The 19,463-nt window shown below is 67.2% G+C and carries 18 protein-coding genes; 7 read left to right on the top strand and 11 right to left on the bottom strand.

Annotation, left to right across the window (positions count from 1 at the left end):
• Positions 1-34: 34 nt before the first annotated feature.
• The 6 genes from ABVF28_RS09565 to sufB all read right to left on the bottom strand — a co-directional run bounded on the left by ABVF28_RS09565 (position 35) and on the right by sufB (position 5,866).
• Positions 35-1,633 (bottom strand): ABC-F family ATP-binding cassette domain-containing protein, encoded by a 1,599-nt coding sequence (locus ABVF28_RS09565; protein WP_371030308.1) that lies wholly within the window; start codon positions 1,631-1,633, stop codon positions 35-37.
• Positions 1,634-1,802: 169 nt separating this feature from the next.
• The gene (locus ABVF28_RS09560) at positions 1,803-2,135 is read right to left on the bottom strand and encodes a metal-sulfur cluster assembly factor (RefSeq protein WP_104311902.1); all 333 of its coding nucleotides are present in this window, start codon (positions 2,133-2,135) and stop codon (positions 1,803-1,805) included.
• Between the two features lie 9 nt (positions 2,136-2,144).
• Positions 2,145-2,909 (bottom strand): Fe-S cluster assembly ATPase SufC, encoded by a 765-nt coding sequence (sufC, locus tag ABVF28_RS09555; RefSeq protein ID WP_104252897.1) that lies wholly within the window; start codon positions 2,907-2,909, stop codon positions 2,145-2,147.
• Between the two features lie 3 nt (positions 2,910-2,912).
• A complete protein-coding gene (locus ABVF28_RS09550; RefSeq protein ID WP_151423449.1) occupies positions 2,913-3,245 on the bottom strand; it encodes a non-heme iron oxygenase ferredoxin subunit in 333 nt (110 codons plus the stop codon).
• Positions 3,242-4,447 (bottom strand): Fe-S cluster assembly protein SufD, encoded by a 1,206-nt coding sequence (sufD, locus tag ABVF28_RS09545; RefSeq protein WP_371030307.1) that lies wholly within the window; start codon positions 4,445-4,447, stop codon positions 3,242-3,244. Before sufD ends, ABVF28_RS09550 begins: the two co-directional genes overlap by 4 nt.
• Positions 4,448-5,866 (bottom strand): Fe-S cluster assembly protein SufB, encoded by a 1,419-nt coding sequence (gene sufB / locus ABVF28_RS09540; protein ID WP_179556768.1) that lies wholly within the window; start codon positions 5,864-5,866, stop codon positions 4,448-4,450. It lies immediately after the preceding gene.
• Between the two features lie 261 nt (positions 5,867-6,127).
• Here sufB and ABVF28_RS09535 point away from each other — a divergent pair, with 261 nt between their 5' ends.
• A complete protein-coding gene (locus tag ABVF28_RS09535; RefSeq protein WP_211890488.1) occupies positions 6,128-7,093 on the top strand; it encodes a heme A synthase in 966 nt (321 codons plus the stop codon).
• 171 nt (positions 7,094-7,264) lie between these two features.
• Here the strand turns inward: ABVF28_RS09535 and ABVF28_RS09530 are convergent, their stop codons facing one another.
• Complete coding sequence (locus tag ABVF28_RS09530; protein ID WP_258068115.1) at positions 7,265-8,167, bottom strand: heme o synthase; 903 nt, start codon at positions 8,165-8,167, stop codon at positions 7,265-7,267.
• Between the two features lie 244 nt (positions 8,168-8,411).
• Between ABVF28_RS09530 and tkt the strand changes: the two genes are divergently transcribed.
• The 6 genes from tkt (at position 8,412) to pgl (ending at position 16,651) form a co-directional block, all read left to right on the top strand.
• Entirely contained in the window at positions 8,412-10,502 is a 2,091-nt protein-coding gene (gene tkt / locus ABVF28_RS09525; protein WP_371030306.1) for a transketolase, read from the top strand.
• Positions 10,503-10,557: 55 nt separating this feature from the next.
• On the top strand, positions 10,558-11,676 hold the full coding sequence (gene tal, locus ABVF28_RS09520; protein WP_179556764.1) for a transaldolase: 1,119 nt from the start codon (positions 10,558-10,560) through the stop codon (positions 11,674-11,676).
• A gap of 10 nt (positions 11,677-11,686) precedes the next feature.
• Positions 11,687-13,273 carry a glucose-6-phosphate isomerase gene (locus tag ABVF28_RS09515; RefSeq protein WP_371030305.1) on the top strand — a complete coding sequence of 529 codons (1,587 nt, stop codon included), beginning with the start codon at positions 11,687-11,689 and terminating at the stop codon, positions 13,271-13,273.
• A gap of 107 nt (positions 13,274-13,380) precedes the next feature.
• Positions 13,381-14,922 carry a glucose-6-phosphate dehydrogenase gene (zwf, locus tag ABVF28_RS09510; protein ID WP_104311910.1) on the top strand — a complete coding sequence of 514 codons (1,542 nt, stop codon included), beginning with the start codon at positions 13,381-13,383 and terminating at the stop codon, positions 14,920-14,922.
• On the top strand, positions 14,919-15,899 hold the full coding sequence (locus ABVF28_RS09505; protein WP_371030304.1) for a glucose-6-phosphate dehydrogenase assembly protein OpcA: 981 nt from the start codon (positions 14,919-14,921) through the stop codon (positions 15,897-15,899). The genes zwf and ABVF28_RS09505 overlap by 4 nt, the downstream gene beginning before the upstream one ends.
• Positions 15,896-16,651, top strand: a complete 756-nt coding sequence (gene pgl / locus ABVF28_RS09500) for a 6-phosphogluconolactonase (protein ID WP_371030303.1) — start codon at positions 15,896-15,898, stop codon at positions 16,649-16,651. The genes ABVF28_RS09505 and pgl overlap by 4 nt, the downstream gene beginning before the upstream one ends.
• A 107-nt stretch (positions 16,652-16,758) precedes the next feature.
• Here pgl and ABVF28_RS09495 read toward each other — a convergent pair whose 3' ends face one another.
• The 4 genes from ABVF28_RS09495 to pgk form a co-directional block, all read right to left on the bottom strand.
• A complete protein-coding gene (locus tag ABVF28_RS09495; RefSeq protein WP_371030302.1) occupies positions 16,759-17,127 on the bottom strand; it encodes an RNA polymerase-binding protein RbpA in 369 nt (122 codons plus the stop codon).
• Positions 17,128-17,385 carry a preprotein translocase subunit SecG gene (gene secG, locus ABVF28_RS09490; protein ID WP_104241218.1) on the bottom strand — a complete coding sequence of 86 codons (258 nt, stop codon included), beginning with the start codon at positions 17,383-17,385 and terminating at the stop codon, positions 17,128-17,130.
• A gap of 81 nt (positions 17,386-17,466) precedes the next feature.
• Positions 17,467-18,255 (bottom strand): triose-phosphate isomerase, encoded by a 789-nt coding sequence (tpiA, locus tag ABVF28_RS09485; protein ID WP_371030301.1) that lies wholly within the window; start codon positions 18,253-18,255, stop codon positions 17,467-17,469.
• Positions 18,249-19,460, bottom strand: a complete 1,212-nt coding sequence (gene pgk, locus ABVF28_RS09480; RefSeq protein WP_211890484.1) for a phosphoglycerate kinase — start codon at positions 19,458-19,460, stop codon at positions 18,249-18,251. Before pgk ends, tpiA begins: the two co-directional genes overlap by 7 nt.
• Between the last annotated feature and the right edge of the window lie 3 nt (positions 19,461-19,463).

The following is a 19,463-nucleotide window of genomic DNA, read 5'->3' as shown; positions in this document are numbered from 1 at the left end:
TTCGTGGTGAGGCAGGAGCGTTCGCGCGGCGTGCCTAGTTCATCGTGATGAGGTCGAAGTAGTCGGGCGTCCAGTGGTCCTCCACCCCATCGGGCATGATGAGCACCCGCTCGGGGTTGAGCGCCTCTACAGCGCCCTCGTCGTGGCTGACCAACACGACTGAGCCTTCGTAGTGCGCGAGCGCGTCCAGGATCTGCTCACGGCTCATCGGGTCGAGGTTGTTCGTCGGTTCGTCGAGGAGCAGGACGTTGGCACTGGAAACCACGAGCATCGCCAGCGCGAGTCGCGTCTTCTCACCGCCGGAGAGCACCCCCGCCGGCTTGTGCACGTCATCCCCGGAGAAGAGGAAGGAGCCGAGTACCTTGCGCGCCTCGGTCTCCGTGAGGTGGCTCGAGACGCCCACCATGTTCTGGAGGACGCTGCGGGCGACATCCAGCGTCTCGTGCTCCTGGGCGTAGTAGCCGATCTTGAGGCCGTGGCCCGGCTCGAGCGCGCCCGTGTCCGGCTCATCGACGCCGGCGAGCATACGAAGAAGGGTCGTCTTGCCCGCACCATTGAGCCCGAGGATCACGACACGTGAACCGCGGTCGATGGCGAGGTCGACCGCGGTGAAGATCTCGAGCGATCCGTAGGACTTCGAGAGGTTCGATGCCCGCAGCGGGGTCTTGCCGCAGGCCGCGGGAGTCGGGAAGCGCAGCTTCGCCACCCGGTCGGCGACGCGGACCTCCTCGAGACCCGAGAGCATCTTCTCCGCACGACGCGCCATCTGGTGGGCCGCGGTGGCCTTCGTCGCCTTGGCACCGAACTTGGCGGCCTGCTGCTGCAGCACGGTCGCCTTCTTCTCGATGTTGGCCCGCTCCTTCTTGCGGCGCTCCTGGTCAGCCTCACGCTGTCGCAGGTAGTGCTTCCAGCCCATGTTGTAGACGTCGATGACCTGGCGGTTCGCGTCGAGGTAGAACACGCGGTTGACGGTGTCGCCGACGAGTTCGACGTCGTGGGAGATCACGATGAGCCCGCCGGCATATCCCTTGAGGAACTCCCGCAGCCAGATGACCGAGTCGATGTCGAGGTGGTTCGTCGGCTCATCGAGCAGCATCGTCTCCGCGCCGGAGAACAGGATCCGGGCGAGTTCGATGCGACGACGCTGTCCACCCGAGAGCGTCTGCAGCTCCTGGTCGAGGATGCGGTCCGGCAGCTTGAGGTTGCTGGCGATCGCCGCGGCCTCGGCTTCGGCCGCGTAGCCTCCGAGCGCCAGGAACCTGTCATCGAGGCGCGAGTACTTCTTCATCGCGGCCTCCTGCTCGGCAGGAGACCCCTCCGCCATCGCGAGGGTCGCCTCGTCGATGCCGAGACGCAGTTCGCCGAGTCCTCTGGCGTCCAGGATGCGCGTGCGGGCCGTCTGCGTCGGGTCGCCGCTCCGCGGGTCCTGCGGGAGGTAGCCGATCTCGCCTCGGCGTTCGATCTTCCCTGCCGTCGGGAGGGTGTCCCCCGCCAGGATCTTCGTCAGCGTCGTCTTGCCCGCGCCGTTGCGACCGACGAGGCCGATCTTGTCGCCAGCGGCAACACGAAAGTTGACTCCCGACATGAGGGTGCGGGCACCCATGGTGATTTCGAGGTCATGTACGGCGAGCAAGAAGAGCATCCATTCGGTGGAGAGCGGGGCGAGCTGTGCAGTGCTGAGGGGCGGGTGTCGGGGCCACGCCGGGGTCGACCGGGCTGGCCCCGTAGCCGACAACCTGCCCAGTCTAGACGAGACGCGAATGAGCCCCGCCGAGGCGGGGCTCATCACGGTCAGACGTGGGTCAGATGTTGAACCCGAGGGCGCGCATCATGTCGCGCCCGTCGTCGGTGATCTTCTCGGGACCCCACGGCGGCATCCAGACCCAGTTGATGACGAACCGCTCGACTTGGCCGTCGAGCGCCTGCGCGGTGTCGGCCTCGATGACGTCAGTCAGCGGGCAACCTGCGGAGGTGAGCGTCATGGAGATGACAAGCGCGTCGGAGTCGTCGTCCCAGTTCAGATCGTAGATGAGACCGAGATCGACGATGTTGACGCCGAGCTCCGGGTCCACGACCTCTTTGAGCGCCTCTTCGATCTCGTCGTAGCGTGTCGCTTCGAGTGTCGTCAGTGCCATGGCGAGATCCTACGCCTCGACCTGCTGAGCGAGGTAGCGGTCGTACCCCTCGTTCTCGAGGCGGTCGGCGAGCTCGGGACCGCCCTGGTCGGCGACCTTGCCGGCGACGAAGACGTGCACGAAGTCGGGCTTGATGTACCGCAGGATGCGCGTGTAGTGCGTGATGAGCAGGACACCGAGGCCGGTGTTCTCCTTGACGCGGTTGACGCCCTCGGACACGATGCGGAGCGCATCCACGTCGAGGCCCGAGTCGGTCTCGTCGAGGACGGCGAACTTCGGCTTGAGGAGCTCGAGCTGGAGGATCTCGTTGCGCTTCTTCTCGCCACCGGAGAAGCCCTCGTTGACGTTGCGCTCGGAGAAGACCGGGTCCATGCGCAGTGCGGACATGGAGGACTTGACCTCCTTGAGCCACGGGCGCAGGGGCGGTGCCTCGCCGGAGACGGCGGTCTTCGCGGTGCGCAGGAAGTTCGCCACCGTCACACCGGGGATCTCGACGGGGTACTGCATGGCGAGGAAGAGGCCGGCCTTCGCCCGCTCGTCGACGGACATCTCGAGGACGTCCTCGCCGTCGAGCGTGATCGAGCCGCTCGTCACCTCGTACTTGGGGTGGCCCGCGATCGTGTACGCGAGCGTCGACTTGCCTGAGCCGTTCGGGCCCATGATGGCGTGGATCTCGCCCTGGTTGATCGTCAGGTCGACACCGCGGAGGATTTCCTTGGTGCCCTGGTCGGTCTCGACCGTGACGTGGAGGTCGGATATCTGCAGCGTGGACATGTGCTAGCTCTTCTCCTCGAAGATTGGAGTGGGGTCGATGTAGATGTCGCCCGCTTGCACCTGGATGCGGTACACGGGCACTGGTTCGTAGGCGGGGAGGGTGCGTGGCCACCCGGTTCTGAGCGAGAACTGGGAGCCATGCGCCCAGCATTCGATCGAGTCGTCCTCCACGAAGCCCTCGGCAAGCGAGATGTCTCCGTGCGAGCATCGGTCCCCGAGAGCGAAGAGCTCACCGGCCGAGTCCCGGACGACGCAGATGGCCTGCCCCTCGATCTCGAAGCGCTGCGGCGCCTCGACCTTAACGTCGTCTGCCGCGCAGAGACGCACCGAGGTCATCGCTCTGCGACGAGCAGAGGACTTGCGCCCTCGTTGAGCTCGCGTTCGAGCGCGTCCCGAAGGTGGGTTGCGATCTCCTCGTTGCCGATCTGCTGGACGATCTCGTTGAGGAAGCCGTGCACCACGAGGCGACGGCTCATGGCCTCGGAGATGCCGCGGCTCATCAGGTAGAAGAGCTGCTCGTCATCGAAGCGACCGGTCGCAGATGCGTGCCCCGCGCCCTCGATGTCGCCGGTCTCGATCTCGAGGTTCGGAACCGAGTCAGCGCGCGTCCCCTCCGAGAGGACGAGGTTGCGGTTCTGCTCGTAGGAGTCGGTGCCGGGTGCGTTGCGGCGGATGAGCACGTCACCGATCCAGACGGCACGCGCGCCCTCACCCTGCAGCGCCCCCTTGTAGTTGACGCGACTGCGCGTGTGCGGCGCATTGTGGTCGACGAAGACCTGGTGCTCGAGGTGCTGGCCGGCGTCGGAGTAGTACAGCCCGTAGAGCTCGCCATCCGCGCCCTGCGCATTGAGCTGGAGCGTCGGGTTGAGCCGCACGATGCCACCGCCGAGCGAGACCACGATGTGCTTGATGAACGCGTCGCGCCCAACGGACAGGAAGTGCGTCGAGAGGTGCTGCGCGGAGTCCTCCCATTCCTGCATGGAGACGACCGTGACGTTCGCGCCGTCGCCGACGAGGATCTCGACGTTCTCGGCGACCGTCGCCTCGCCGGTGTGGCGGAGGATGATGAGGCCCCTGGCGTGCGGCTTGATGTCGATCACGACGTGGGCCGCGAGTGCGGCGTCGCCGAAGCCCTTGCGGTCGAGGACGAACTGCTTGTCGTCTTCGCCCGACACCTCGACGAGGAGCGCCTCTTCGAAGTTCGTCCAGGCGTTGGCGGAGGCGCGGTCCTCTGGCTTTCCTGCGGAGCCGATGCGCGCATCCGAACGCGGGATCCAGCTCACCGCGACGCCCTCGGTCTCCGAGAAGTCGAGCTCGGAGCGGGTTCCGGTGAGCGTGCCGTTGATGAGCGCGTCGAGCTTCGCGACGGGAGTGTACTTCCACTCGATCTCGCGGCCGCTGAGCGGTGCGAAGTCGGCGAAGTCGAAGGAGGTGAAGCGCTCCGACCTCGTCTGCACCGGCACCTCGGAGCCGGGCCCATGGCTGTGCTTGTTGAGACCGAGCGGGTTGATCTGCTCGCTCGTCACCTGCGTCGTCATCTAGCCGACCGATCCTTCCATGCTCATCTCGATGAGCTTGTTGAGTTCCAGCGCGTACTCCATCGGCAGCTCGCGAGCGATGGGCTCGATGAAGCCGCGAACGATCATGGCCATGGCCTCGGTCTCCGGGAGTCCGCGGCTCATGAGGTAGAAGAGCTGCTCCTCCGACACCTTCGTGACGGTGGCCTCGTGGCCGAGCTGCACGTCGTCGACCCGGATGTCGATCGCGGGGTACGTGTCAGAACGGGACTGCGTATCGACGAGCAGCGCGTCGCAGACGACGCTGTTCGATGAGTGGTGAGCCTTGGCATCGATGCGGACCTCGCCTCGGTAGCCGGCTCGTCCCCCACCCCTCGCGATCGACTTCGACGTGATCGACGACTGCGTGTACGGAGCCATGTGGATCATCTTGGCGCCGGCGTCCTGGTGCTGGCCGGGACCCGCGAAGGCCACGGACATGGTCTCGCCCTTGGCGTGCTCGCCGACCAGGTAGATCGACGGGTACTTCATGGTGACCTTCGAGCCGATGTTGCCATCGACCCACTCCATCGTCGCGCCCTCTTCGGCGATCGCGCGCTTCGTGACGAGGTTGTAGACGTTGTTCGACCAGTTCTGGATCGTCGTGTAGCGAACGCGGGCGTTCTTCTTCACGATGATCTCGACAACCGCCGAGTGCAGGGAGTCGGACTTGTAGATGGGAGCCGTGCAGCCCTCGATGTAGTGGACGTAGCTGCCCTCATCGGCGATGATCAGCGTCCGCTCGAACTGACCCATGTTCTCCGTGTTGATGCGGAAGTAGGCCTGCAGCGGGATCTCGACGTGCACGCCCTTCGGCACGTAGACGAACGAGCCGCCCGACCAGACGGCCGTGTTCAGGGCCGCGAACTTGTTGTCCCCGGAGGGGATGACGGTGCCGAAGTACTCCTCGAAGAACTCCGGGTGCTCGCGGAGCGCCGTGTCGGTGTCCATGAAGATGACACCCTGCTTCTCGAGCTCCTCGTTGATCTGGTGGTAGACCACCTCGGACTCGTACTGAGCCGCGACGCCGGCGACGAGGCGCTGACGCTCTGCGTCGGGGATGCCGAGCTTCTCGTAGGTGCTCTTGATGTCGTCGGGCAGGTCCTCCCACGTCTGGGCCTGCTTCTCCGTCGACCGCACGAAGTACTTGATGTTGTCGAAGTCGATGCCGGAGAGGTCTGCACCCCAGTTCGGCATCGGCTTCCGCTCGAACATCTTGTAGCCCTTGAGGCGCGTCTTGAGCATCCACTCAGGCTCGTCTTTCAGGCGCGAGATGTCGGCGACGACGGCATCGTTGATGCCTCGCTTCGCGGACGATCCCGCAACGTCGGAGTCTGCCCAGCCGAACTCATAGCGGCCGAGGCCCTCGAGTTCTGGGCGATCGATCAGGACATCTGACATGTCTGCCTCGTCTCTCTCATCTCTGAAGTCGTTGTGCACGTGCGGCCGCTCGCCCGGCTTCACGCCGGCGTTCGTCTCGCATGTGGGTCTACGGCCGGTGGGCCCGCGGTCGCTCGGGAAGACGGCGTGCGTCTACCTCTCGTAGAATGGAACCCGCGAAGGGCCTCCATTGTTCCCTGCGCCGCGATTCGGGCACACGTCCCGAGCGAAGACAACACCTTCTATCCTACGCCAGACAAGCCAGGCGTCTGAAAGGAACTCGTGACCGCGCAAGTCGCTCCCGTCCGTCCCTCACGAGCGGACGCCATCCGTGCGCGCGTGATGCCCACCGGCATCACGCGCTACACGCGTTTCCTGGCGTGGGCGAGCCTGATCGCGAACATCGCCATCGTCGGCACGGGCGGGCTCGTCCGACTCACCGGTTCGGGTCTGGGCTGCCCCACGTGGCCGTACTGCACGGACGAATCGCTCATCAACACGCCCGAGATGGGCATCCACGGTGTCATCGAGTTCGGGAACCGTCTGCTGACGTTCATCCTGTGCGTCATCGCCCTCCTGCTGTTCCTGGCGGTCCTGAGGGTGCGCCCGCGCGGGATGCGCCTCGCCGTTCCGGCCTTCTCGATCGGCGTGCTGATCATCGTCCAGGCGATCGTCGGCGGCATCACCGTGCTCACCGGCCTCAACCCGGACATCGTGGGCCTCCACTTCCTCATCTCCGGCCTCATCGTCGCGATCGCCGCCGTCCTGCTCTTTCGTGTGCGACGCGGCGAGCCGGTCCCCGAGGTCGGAACGCGACTCGACGTCAGCCGGGCGGGTCTCGTGCTCACGCTCGCGGTCGTGGTCAACGTGTGGGTCTGGGTGACGGTGTTCGTCGGCGCGCTGACCACGGGATCCGGTCCGCACGCGGGAGACTCGGCGGCCTCGAGGAACGGGCTCGATCCCGTCGTCATGCAGCACGTCCACTCCTGGCCCGCGTACATCCTGCTGGCCTGCTCCCTCGCGTTCGCCGTTCTGGCCGCGGTGCGGAGGTTCCCGGCCACCCGCAAGGTCTCGCTGGGCCTGCTCGCGCTCATCGTCGCGCAGGCGGGCGTCGGCATCTGGCAGGCACGCACAGGCCTTCCCATCACCCTCGTGATCGTGCACATGGTGCTCTCGGTCACGACCATCGCTGTCGCCACGACCGCGGTGGCGACCATCCGCCGCGAAGGACGCCCGCAGCGCGCCTGACCTCGCCGGCTTCGAGCCGAGTGCAGAGAAGCCCCGACGAGACCGTGTCTCGCCGGGGCTTTCTCGTTCAGACGACGGTGGGCCTGCAGCTCGGGGAGAAGCGGGAACAGAGAGATCGGCCCGGCGGGAGGGATGCTCCGCCGGGCCGATCTCAATGGCTGCTGCCCCGCACTAGGAGATCAGCGGGTCGATGCCGACTGCCACGAAGACGAGCGTGAGGTACGTGATGGAGAGGTGAAAGACCTTCATCGGCTTCCCGCCCTTGCCCGTGATGGTGCGGTAGTAGAGCACGTGCGCCTCGTAGAGGAACCACGCACCCGACAGCACAGCGACGGACGTGTACAGCCAGCCCATGCCCGCAATCGGGACCAGCAGGAGCGAGCAGATGACCGTCGCCCAGGCGTAGAGCACGGTCTGCAGCGAGACCGACAGCTCCCCCTCTGTGACCGACAGCATCGGGACGCTCGCCTTCGCGTAGTCGTCGCGGTACTTGACGGAGAGCGGCCAGTAGTGGGCCGGGGTCCAGAGGAAGATGATGGCGAACAGCACGAACGGCGCCCAGCTGAGGGAGTTCGTGACGCCGGCCCAGCCGATGAGAACGGGCATGCAGCCCGCGACGCCGCCCCAGATGATGTTCTGCTCGGTGCGGCGCTTGAGCACGATCGTGTAGAAGACGACGTACAGCAGGATGGCGCCGACGGAGAGCGCCGCGGTCAGCGGGTTGGCGACAAGCCACAGCACGACCGTTGACAGGATGCCGAGGGCGAACGCGAAGACGAGAGCCTCGCGGTCAGTCAGCTCCCCCGTCACCAGGGGACGCTTCGCGGTGCGCTTCATCAGGCGGTCGATGTCGCGGTCGATGTAGCAGTTGAAGGCGTTTGCGCTGCCCGCGGACATGGCGCCGCCCAGCACGACCCCGAGGACGAGCCACAGGTTCGGCACGCCGCCCTGCGCGAGGAACATCGTCGGCACCGTCGTGATGAGGAGGAGCTCGATGATGCGCGGCTTCGTCAGCGCCAGGTAGGCCTTCGCCTTGCGCCCCAACGTCGCTCGCTGCGGGGGTGCGACAGCCACTAGTTCATCGACAGACAAAGCCACCAAGTCCTCTTCGCTCGAAATCTCCTGGCAATTCTATCTGGTCTCGCTGAGAACGGCTCCCCATTCCGGGGCGTGCCAGCCGGTCACAGCTGCCGTCGCGGACCGTGAGGCCCGTCGCACGGAGAAACATGACCGAGAACTGGATGCCGTTCCTCCCGCGCGGACCCGACGTGGCGATAGGCTGTGAGGCGGCCCTTTCCCAACGACGACGGGACGCAGTGTGACGAATTTTGAGTGGTCTGAGCTCGATCGACGTGCAGTCGACACAGCAAGGATCTTGGCGGCGGACGCAGTTGAGAAGGCGAAGGGTGGGCACCCTGGCACGGCGATGAGCCTCGCCCCCCTCGCGACGCTGCTGTACCAGCACGTGATGCGGGTCGATCCGAAGGACCCCCACTGGATCGGTCGCGACCGCTTCATCCTCTCGGCGGGACACTCCTCGCTGACCCAGTACACCCAGCTCTACCTGGGCGGCTTCGGTCTCGAGCTCGACGACCTCAAGCAGCTCCGCCAGCTCGGCTCCAAGACGCCGGGCCACCCGGAGTTCGGCCACACCGACCACGTCGAGATGACGACGGGGCCACTCGGCCAGGGGCTCGCCTCCGCAGTGGGCTTCGCCTACGCGCAGCGCTTCGAACGCGGACTCTTCGACCCCGAGGCCGCTCCCGGGGAGAGCCCCTTCGACCACCGCGTCTACGTCATCGCCAGCGACGGCGACCTGCAGGAGGGCGTGACGAGCGAGGCCTCCTCGCTCGCGGGCCACCAGGAGCTCGGCAACCTCATCGTCTTCTACGACGCCAACCAGATCTCCATCGAGGACGACACCGACATCGCCTTCACGGAAGACGTCGCCAAGCGCTACGAGGCCTACGGCTGGCACGTCCAGACGGTCGACTGGACCGCGGGCGAGCAGTACCACGAGGACCTCTCCGCACTGCACGACGCGACGCTCCAGGCCCAGGCCGAGACCGGGCGCCCATCGATCATCGTCCTGAAGACCATCATCGGCTGGCCGAGCCCGACCAAGCAGAACACCGGCGGCATCCACGGCTCTGCGCTCGGTGAGACCGAGCTCGAGGCGGTCAAGAGCCTCGTCGGATTCGACCCCAAGCAGAGCTTCGAGGTCGCCGATGACGTGCTCGCCTACACGCGAGGACTCGCCGACCGCGCGGCTCCGGTGCGCGCTGAGTGGCAGCAGGGCTTCGACGCCTGGAAGAGCGCGAACCCCGAGCGCGCCGAGCTGCTCGAGCGACTCGAGGCCGACGAGCTGCCCGAGGGCATCGACGACGCGCTGCCGGACTTCGCGGGCGTCGCCAAGGTCTCCACCCGCAAGGCGTCGGGCGAGGCCATCAACGCACTCGCAGCCCAGCTCCCGGAGCTCTGGGGCGGTTCGGCCGACCTCGCCGGCTCCAACAACACGACCATCAACGGGGCCGCGTCCTTCATCCCCTCGCAGTTCTCGACGTCGAGCTGGACCGGCAACCCCTACGGACGGGTGCTGCACTTCGGCATCCGCGAGCACGCCATGGGCGCGATCCTCAACGGCATCACGCTGCACGGCAAGACTCGCGCGTTCGGCGGCACGTTCCTGATGTTCAGCGACTACATGCGTCCCTCCGTTCGCCTCGCTGCGCTCATGAACATCCCGTCGATCTTCGTGTGGACGCACGACTCCATCGCCCTCGGTGGCGACGGCCCGACGCACCAGCCCGTGGAGTCCCTCACGGCGCTCCGCGCCATCCCGAACCTCGCAGTGGTCCGCCCAGCGGACGGACCGGAGACGGCGGCGGCCTGGCTCGAGGTCGTGAGCCGCCGAGGCGGCCCGACCGGCCTCATCCTCTCGCGCCAGGACCTCCCCGTCATCGCACGCGGAACCGGAGACGCCAACGAGCAGGAGTTCGGCTCCGCCGCCGGAACGAAGCGAGGCGCCTACGTCCTCGCGGAAGCCTCCGGCGGCACGCCCGAGGTCATCGTGCTCGCCACCGGCTCCGAGGTCCAGTACGCGCTGGAAGCACGTGAGACGCTCCAGGAGCAAGGACACCCCACGCGCGTCGTGTCCGTCCCGAGCTTCGAGTGGTTCGCCGAGCAGGACGCGGCCTACCGGGAGCACGTCCTCCCAGCTGCCGTCGAGGCTCGCGTGAGCATCGAGGCAGGGCTCGCACTGCCATGGCTCCAGTTCGTGGGTCCCAAGGGCCGCAGCATCTCGATCGAGACGTTCGGCGCATCCGCAGACCAGCCGGAGCTCTACAAGGCCTACGGCATCACGGCAGAGGCCGTCGTCGACGCGGCGCTCGAGTCGCTCGCGCAGTAGCGCTCCCCTGCGAATCACCGCTCTTCCTCATCAGCTACGCGAAGGAACACCAACAATGACTTCAACACCCACAGCAGCACTCGCCGAGGCCGGCGTCAGCATCTGGCTCGACGACCTCTCGCGCTCAAGCCTCGAGTCGGGCGCGCTCGAGCGCCTCATCGCCGAACGCGGCATCGTCGGCGTCACGACGAACCCGACGATCTTCGCCGGAGCCCTCAGCAAGGGCGACGCGTACGACACGCAGGTCGCCGAGCTGCAGGCCCGCGGCGCGAGCATCGACGAGGCGATCTTCGAGATCACCACTGACGACGTGCGCTCCGCGTGCGACCTCTTCCTGCCGATCTACGAGGCCACTGACGGCCTCGACGGGCGCGTCTCGATCGAGGTCTCCCCCGAGCTCGCCCGCGACACCGCAGCGACGATCGAGGAGGCCAAGCGACTCTGGGCCACGGTCGACCGCAAGAACGCCATGATCAAGATCCCGGCGACCGTCGAAGGCCTCCCGGCCATCACGGAGGTCATCGCTTCCGGCATCAGCGTCAACGTCACGCTGATCTTCAGCCTCAGCCGCTACCGCGAGGTCGTGAACGCGTACCTGTCCGGTCTCGAGCAGGCCAAGGAGCGCGGGCACGACCTGTCGACGATCCGCTCCGTCGCATCGTTCTTCGTCTCGCGCGTCGACGCCGAGATCGACAAGCGACTCGTGGCCGCGGGGAGCGACGAGGCGACCGCGCTCAAGAGCCGTGCTGCTCTTGCAAACGCCCGCCTCGCCTACGCAGCCTTCGAAGAGGAGTTCTCGAGCGAGCGCGCGAAGCTGCTGCTCGCCGAGGGCGCGCACGTGCAGCGCCCGCTCTGGGCATCCACTGGCGTCAAGGACCCGGCGCTGCCCGACACGCTCTACGTGACCGAGCTCGTCGCGCCCAACACGGTCAACACGATGCCGGAGAAGACGCTCGAAGCCGTCGCCGACCACGGGGTCATCACGGGCAACACCGTCGCGGGAACCGCCCACGCGGCCAACACGACGCTCGACGAACTCGAGGCGCTCGGCGTGAGCTACGTCGAGGTCACGGAGCAGCTCGAGACCGAGGGCGTCGACAAGTTCATCGTCTCCTGGCAGGAGCTCAAGGCAACCGTCGACTCGCAGCTCAAGGCTGCCGCGGCGAAGGCCTAGGGGAACCGCCGTGAGCATCAAGGTCAGCACCGCGGGTGCCGCGAACGCAGCGGCCACCGCAAAGGTCGGCGAGCTCGTCGCCGAGCGATTCGCGTCGCGACTCTTCGCGCAGGACGCCACCCTGTGGGGTGCGGCAGCCGAGGCCGAATCGGCAATCCGCCTCGGCTGGACGCGCGCGCACGAGGTCTCGCGCGAACTGGTCGACGGCATCATCGCGCTGCGGGACGAGTTCGCGTCGGCAGGCATCACCCGATTCGTGCTCTGCGGGATGGGCGGATCGTCCCTGGCCCCCGAGGTCATCACGCGCACCGCGGGCGTCGAGCTCGTCGTGCTCGACTCCACCGACCCAGCACAGGTTCGTGCAGCGGTCGAGGAAGGCCTCGAGCGCACGGCGATCGTCGTGTCGTCCAAGTCCGGCTCCACGGTCGAGACCGACTCGCAGCGCCGAGCGTTCGTGAGCGCATTCGAAGCGGCCGGCATCGACCCGGCCGGCCGAGTCGTGATCGTCACCGATCCCGGCTCGCCCATGGAGGAAGCCTCTCGGGCGGCGGGCTACCGGGTGTTCCTGGCCGACCCGCACGTCGGCGGACGCTTCTCGGCGCTGACCGCGTTCGGCCTCGTGCCCTCCGGGCTGGCGGGCGTCGACATCGCCGCCCTCCTCGATGACGCCGGCGTCGCCGCGACGGCCGTCGCCATCGATGACGAGAGCAACCCTGCCCTCGTCCTCGGCGCCGCGATCGCCGCGAAGCGATTCCTCGGCATCGTCGACGACGGCACATCCATCGTCGGCTTCGGCGACTGGGTCGAGCAGCTCATCGCCGAGTCGACCGGAAAGGACGACCTCGGCATCCTGCCCGTCGTCCTCACCCCAGGTGCTCCGGAGATCGACGCTCGCCCGGCCGACCTGCAGCTCGTTCGCGTGGTTGCCGACGCTGAGTCGATCCCGGCAGCGGGCGACGACATCACCGTCTCCGGTTCGCTCGGGGGCCAGTTCGTGCTCTGGGAGACTGCTGTCGCTGTCGCGGGCGCCGTCATCGGCATCAACCCCTACGACCAGCCCGACGTCGAGTCGGCAAAGGTCGCCGCACGCGGACTCCTGGAAGCGACACCGGAGCCCACGCCTGCCGCGTTCGTCGCGGAGGGCGTCGAGGTGCGCGGCAGCGAGACCGTCGTCGCCGGGCAGAGCACGCTGGAAGGGGCCATCGACGCACTCGTGGCCCTCATCCCAGCGGACGGCTACCTCTCAGTGCAGGCCTATGTCGACCGGAATCGCTTCGGCGCACTCGAAGCGCTTCGCGACGAGCTCGCGAAGCGCTCAGGACGTCCCGTCACCTTCGGGTGGGGGCCGCGCTTCCTGCACTCCACCGGGCAGTTCCACAAGGGCGGCCCGAAGGTCGGCACCTTCCTGCAGATCACGTCCGGAGAGAAGGACGACCTCGAGATCCCCGAGCGTCCGTTCACCTTCGGCACGCTCATCTCGGCGCAGGCCGCTGGTGATGCCTCCGTGCTCGAGTCGCACGCGCAGCCTGTGCTGCGCATCGACCTCGGCGAATCCGGCAGCGGACTCGACGCGCTCCTCGGCGCCATCTCGCGCTAACCGATCAGCGAGGCGGGGATGCGAGCACCATCGCATCCCCGCGCTCGTGTCTGCAGGACACACACGGGAGCACGCAACCCGTGCCTAGAAAACAAGGAGGCGACGCTGTGACGCCAGTCGACATCAGCGCGGACAACAACCCCCTCAGGTCCATCGACGATGGGCGCCTGCGCCGCATCGCGGGACCCTCAAGTCTCGTCATCTTCGGAGTCACGGGAGACCTCTCCAGGAAGAAGCTGCTCCCGGCGGTCTACGACCTCGCGAACCGCGGTCTGCTCTCCCCGTCGTTCGGCCTCGTCGGGTTCGCTCGTCGGCCGTGGTCCGACGACGAGTTCCGCGCGTTCGTGAAGGAGAACGTCGAGCAGCACGCGCGGACGCCCTTCAACGAGGACGTCTGGACGCAGCTCGCCAAAGGCATCCGCTTCGTCTCCGGGGAGTTCGACAACGACGCCTCGTTCGACTCCCTCAAGGTCGTCCTCGACGAGCTCGACAACGAGCAGGGCACGCGAGGCAACCACGCGTTCTACCTCTCGATTCCGCCCCGCTCCTTCCCAGAGGTGACAACTCAGCTGCGCCGATCCGGGCTCGCCGAGGAACGCCAGGACTCGTGGCGGCGCGTCATCATCGAAAAGCCCTTCGGCCATGACCTGGCCTCCGCGCGCGAGCTGAACAGCATCGTCGAGTCGGTCTTCGCGAGCGACGCGATCTTCCGCATCGACCACTACCTCGGCAAGGAGACGGTGCAGAACATCCTCGCGCTGCGCTTCGCGAACTCCATGTTCGAGCCGCTGTGGAACGCCAACACGGTCGACCATGTCCAGATCACGATGGCCGAGGACATCGGCGTCTCCGGCCGCGCCGGCTACTACGACGGCGTGGGCGCTGCACGCGACGTCATCCAGAACCACCTCTTGCAGCTGCTCGCCCTCACCGCCATGGAGGAGCCGCTGTCCTTCAACGCGAAGGACCTCCGCCAGGAGAAGGAGAAGGCCCTCGCGGCTGTTCGCCTCCCCCACGACCTGTCGCTCGCGTCGGCTCGAGGCCAGTACGGCTCCGGCTGGCAGGGCGGCGAGTTCGTGCGTGGGTTCCTCGAAGAGGACGGCATGAACCCCAAGTCGACCACCGAGACCTACGCGGCGCTCCGAGTCGAGCTCGACTCACGTCGCTGGGCCGGAGTGCCGTTCTACCTGCGCACGGGCAAGCGGCTCGGTCGTCGCGTGACCGAGATCGCCGTCACGTTCAAGCAGGGCCCCCTGTACCTGTTCGACGAAGCCCAGCGCACCTCGCTCGGACCGAACGCGCTGGTCATCCGGGTCCAACCGGATGAGGGCGTCACGATCCGGTTCGGCTCGAAGATCCCGGGCTCCGGCATGCACGTGCGGGACGTGACCATGGACTTCGGCTACGGACACGCATTCACCGAGTCGAGCCCGGAGGCCTACGAGCGCCTCATCCTCGACGTGCTGCTCGGCGATCCTCCCCTGTTCCCCCGCCACGAGGAGGTAGAGCTCTCCTGGAAGATCCTCGACCCCGTCGAGGAGTACTGGGCCACCCAGGGACAACCCGAACTCTACAAACCCGGCAGCTGGGGCCCGGCCTCGGCCACAGCCCTGCTCGCCCGCGATGGCCGCACCTGGAGGCGCCCGTGATCATCGAACTCGGCAATACGACGACCTCGGCCGTCTCGAAGCGACTCGTCTCCATGCGAGAGGAGGGCGGCGCAGTCGCGCTCGGACGCGTGCTCACCCTCGTCATCTCCACCGGCGAACGGCGCGGCGAGGCAGCTATCGCCGCTGCGAACTCGGCCTCCGGCGAGCATCCCATGCGCGTCATCGTGATCCACGTCGTCGATCGTGACGCGAAGGTCCCCAACATGGACGCGGAGATCAGGGTCGGTGGAGACGCCGGAGCGAGCGAGGTCATCGTCCTCCACGTCTCCGGACCCGCCTCCGACGACCCCGAGACCCTGGTGCAGGCCCTCCTCCTGCCCGACGCTCCCGTGGTGGCCTGGTGGCCGGACTCCGCCCTCGGCGCACCGAGCGCGTCGTCGCTCGGCCGCATCGCACAGCTCCGCATCGTCGACTCCGGCAGCTCGCCAAACGGTGAGAAGACCGTGGCGAAGCTCGCGGCGGGGTTCTGTGACGGAGACAGCGACCTCGCGTGGACGAGACTGACCAGCTGGCGCGCGCAGATCGCGGCCGTGCTGGACCAGCCCCCGTACGAGCCCATCCAGGAGGTGGAGGTCATCGGCCGCTCCTCGCAGACCTCGACGCTCCTCATGGCGGCGTGGTTGCAGCTCTCGTTGCAGGTTCCCGTCCGCGTCGCGCAGGCGACGGACCGGGAACTCGGACGTGCACAGCTGCGCGCGATCAAGCTCACGCGTCCGAGCGGCGTCGTCACGTTCGAGCGTGTGAGCGACTCCGCGGTCGTGCTGACACAGCCAGGTCAGCCGGAGCAGAAGATCCCGATGCCGGTCCGGGACCTCCCCGACGTGCTCGCCGAAGAGCTGCGCTCGCTTGGACCCGACCGAGTGTTCGGAGAGGTGCTTGTTGCCGCCGCCGCGGCGGAAGCCCACGCTCACGTGGCCGAGGAGACCACCGAGAAGACCGGCGAGGGAAGCGAATGACGCAGGCGACACGGGTCCGTCACGTCGAGCCCTCTGTCGCCGCGGTCGCGGAGAACGCTGCACGCCGGTTCGTCGAGCTCGTCGCCTCGACCACGGCAGAGCTGCATGTCGCGGTGAGCGGTGGATCCGTCGCGACGAAGGTGCTCCCGGCCTTCGTCGTCGAGATGGATCGAGCCGGGCTTGACTGGACGCGCGTGCACGTGTGGTTCGCCGATGAGCGCTTCGTCCCGACCGGGCATGATGACCGGAACGTCGTCGCCGTCGCAGAGGCGCTCAAAGGTGTGGCAGGCTTCGAGCAGGCACGCCTGCACGCGACGCTGGCGAGTGACAGCGGCGAGACCCTCGATGACGCTGCGGTCGCGTACGAGGCTGAGCTGCGAGCGATCGTTCCTCCGGCGGATGGCGTACCGGGAGGCGTCCCCTCCTTGGACCTCGTGCTCCTCGGCGCGGGAGGTGACGGTCACACCGCGTCGCTGTTCCCCGGCACTCCCGGGCTCGAAACCGCGTCCGCGCTCGTCGAGAGCATCCGTGACTCGCCGAAGCCGCCACCTGAGCGGGTGACGCTCACGCTGCCCGCCATCCGCGAGGCGGCCCGCGTCTGGGCTGTCGTCACGGGTGCCGAGAAGGCGTCGGCCGTGCGACTGGCTTCCACGGAGGGGGTCTCGGCAGAGGAATCCCCCCTCGGGGCTGCGACCGGCCGCCTCGAGACGCTCTTGCTGCTCGATGCGGCCGCAGCGGAAGCCCTCGGCTGACCCCACTTCGGGCGAGACGACAACGGCTCCGGCCGAGAGCAGCGCTCTCGGCCGGAGCCATGTTTCGCAGTACCTGCCACGCCACCCTGTTCAGGCGACGGGGCGAGTCAGCCCTTGGTGGTCGTCTTCCCGCGGCGCTCCCGCAGCTTCGAGAGCGCCTCGTCGAGGAGTCGTTCTGCTTCCTCGTTCGTTCGTCGTTCTTTGACGTACGCGAGGTGCGTCTTGTAGGGCGCGACCTTCGTGGCCGCGGGTGGGTTGTCCCGGTCGCGGCCGGCGGGCAGGCCGGAGATCGGGCAGTCGATAAGCTCGGGGATGTCTTCCTCTGCGATCTCCGCAGAGTAGTGCCTCACGGTCTCATTGCCGAGCGCATCCCAGTAGGAGATCGACACGCGCGCAGCGTGCACTCCGTGGTCCATCTCCCCCATGGGTCCGGCACCCACACGCGATCCTCGGATCGCTGAGCCCCCCTGTGCCACCTAGCTCACCACGACCGTTTGGATGCGGGTGATGATGCCCATGGCGACGATGGCGAGCAGCCAGATGACGGCGAGCGTCACCGTGATGCGGTTCAGGTTCTTCTCGGCGACACCGGAGGCGCCGAGGTTCGAGCCCATGCCCCCGCCGAACATGTCGGAGAGTCCGCCGCCTCGTCCGCGGTGCAACAGGATGAACAGGATCAGCAGGACGCTGGTGATGGCCAACACGACCTGCAGGATGACGAGGAGAATATCCACGGAATCCCTCTCAGATGAACGGACTCGGACGTGGCCTGAGTGAACAGGCCACGTCCGAGTATAGATGGTTGCCGTTTGCGACTAGGAACCGACGTGCTGACGGAACCGCGCGATGGCGCTGAACTCGTCGACCTTGAGGCTCGCGCCGCCGATGAGCGCGCCGTCGACGTCGGGCTCGCGCATGAAGCCCGCGATGTTGTCCGACTTCACGGAACCGCCGTAGAGGATGCGCGTGGCCGTTGCCACCGACTCGCCGAGAAGCTCCTCGAGCGCATCGCGGAGCGCCTTGGCGACGGTCTGCGCCTGCTCGGGGGTCGCGGCCTGTCCTGACCCGATGGCCCAGACCGGCTCGTAGGCGACCACGAGGTCCGGGGTACCCTCGACGCCCTCGAGCGCAGCCTTCAGCTGAGCGACGGGGACGGCGCTTGCACCGAACTTCTCGAGGTCTTCCGATGTCTCGCCGACGCAGATGACCGGGACGAGGCCGTGCTTCAGCGCGGCCTTCACCTTGCTGCCCACGACCTCATCTGTCTCCGCGTGCAGCGTGCGTCGCTCGGAGTGTCCGAGGATGACGTACCTGCAAGCGAGAGCGCTCAGGAACGCGCCCGAGATCTCACCCGTGTACGCGCCGGAGTCGTGGGCGGAGACGTCCTGGGCGCCGTAGCTCAGCGAGAGCTTGTCGGCGTCCACGAGCGTCTGCACGCTCCGCAGATCGGTGTAGGGAGGGAAGATCGCGACCTCGACATCGTCGAAGTCGTGCTTCGCGTCCTTGAGCGCCCACGCGAGCTTCTGCGTGAACGCGATGGCCTGGAGGTGGTCCAGGTTCATCTTCCAGTTGCCCGCCATGAGCGGGGTACGAGTCGTTACCATCCGAGAACCTGCAATCCGGGCAGCTGCTTGCCCTCGAGGAACTCGAGGCTGGCACCGCCACCAGTAGAGATGTGGCCAAATCTGTCATCTGCGAAGCCGAGCGTGCGCACGGCTGCTGCGGAGTCGCCGCCGCCGACAACCGAGAGGCCGTCGACGTCGGTCAGGGCGTCTGCGACGGAACGGGTTCCCTCGGCGAACGCGGGGAACTCGAACACGCCCATGGGCCCGTTCCAGAACACAGTCTTCGAATCTCGGATGACCGAGGCGAACGCCTTGGCCGTCTCCGGTCCGATGTCGAGTCCGATTCCTGAGGCTCCGAACCTGCTGTCCTCGATGCCATCTGCGGGGACGACCTCGTGCTCGGCGTCCGCCGAGAACGATGCTGCGACGACGACATCGCTCGGCAGCACGATGGAGACTCCACGCTGCTCGGCGTCCGCCAGGTACCCGCGAACGGTGTCCAGCTGGTCCGACTCCAAGAGGGAGGAGCCCACCTTGTGGCCCTGGGCCGCAAGGAACGTGAACAGCATTCCCCCGCCGATGAGGATCGAGTCGACCCTCGGGAGGAGATGCTCGATGACACCGAGCTTGTCCGACACCTTCGAACCACCGAGTACCACCGAGTACGGCCGCTCGACGGCCGAGGTCAGACGCTCGAGCACTTCGAGCTCGTTGGCCACGAGGAGTCCCGCGGCGCTCGGCACGAGCTGGGGCAGGTCGTACACCGAGGCCTGCTTGCGGTGCACGACTCCGAAGCCGTCCGAGACGAACGCGTCCGCGAAACTCGCGAGCTGCTCGGCGAAGGCTCGGCGCTCGGCGTCGTCCTTGCTCGTCTCACCCGGGTTGAAGCGGAGGTTCTCGAGGACGACCAGCTGGCCGTCTTCGAGACCGCCGACGAGGCGCTGCGCGTCCTCGCCGACCGTGTCGGCGGCAAGAGGGGCATCGATCTCGAGGAGCTCACCCAGCCGGGAGGCGGCTGGAGCGAGCGAGTACTGCGGTTCAGGTGCCCCCTTGGGCCGACCAAGGTGCGAGATCACGATGACCTGCGCACCCTGGTCGAGGAGGAGGCGGAGCGTGCCGAGGGAGGCGCGAATCCGACCATCGTCGGTGATCACGCCCTCCTTCAGCGGCACGTTCAGGTCGCAGCGGACGATGACCTTCTTTCCCGTGAGGGAGCCAAGGCTCTCGATTGTGCGAAGCGCCATGTT

The sequence above is a fragment of the Pseudoclavibacter sp. JSM 162008 genome (assembly GCF_041366455.1).
Taxonomy (GTDB): domain Bacteria; phylum Actinomycetota; class Actinomycetes; order Actinomycetales; family Microbacteriaceae; genus Pseudoclavibacter.
The sequence above is the reverse complement of the archived record's forward strand: the minus strand, read 5'-3'. Positions and strand labels throughout refer to the sequence as shown.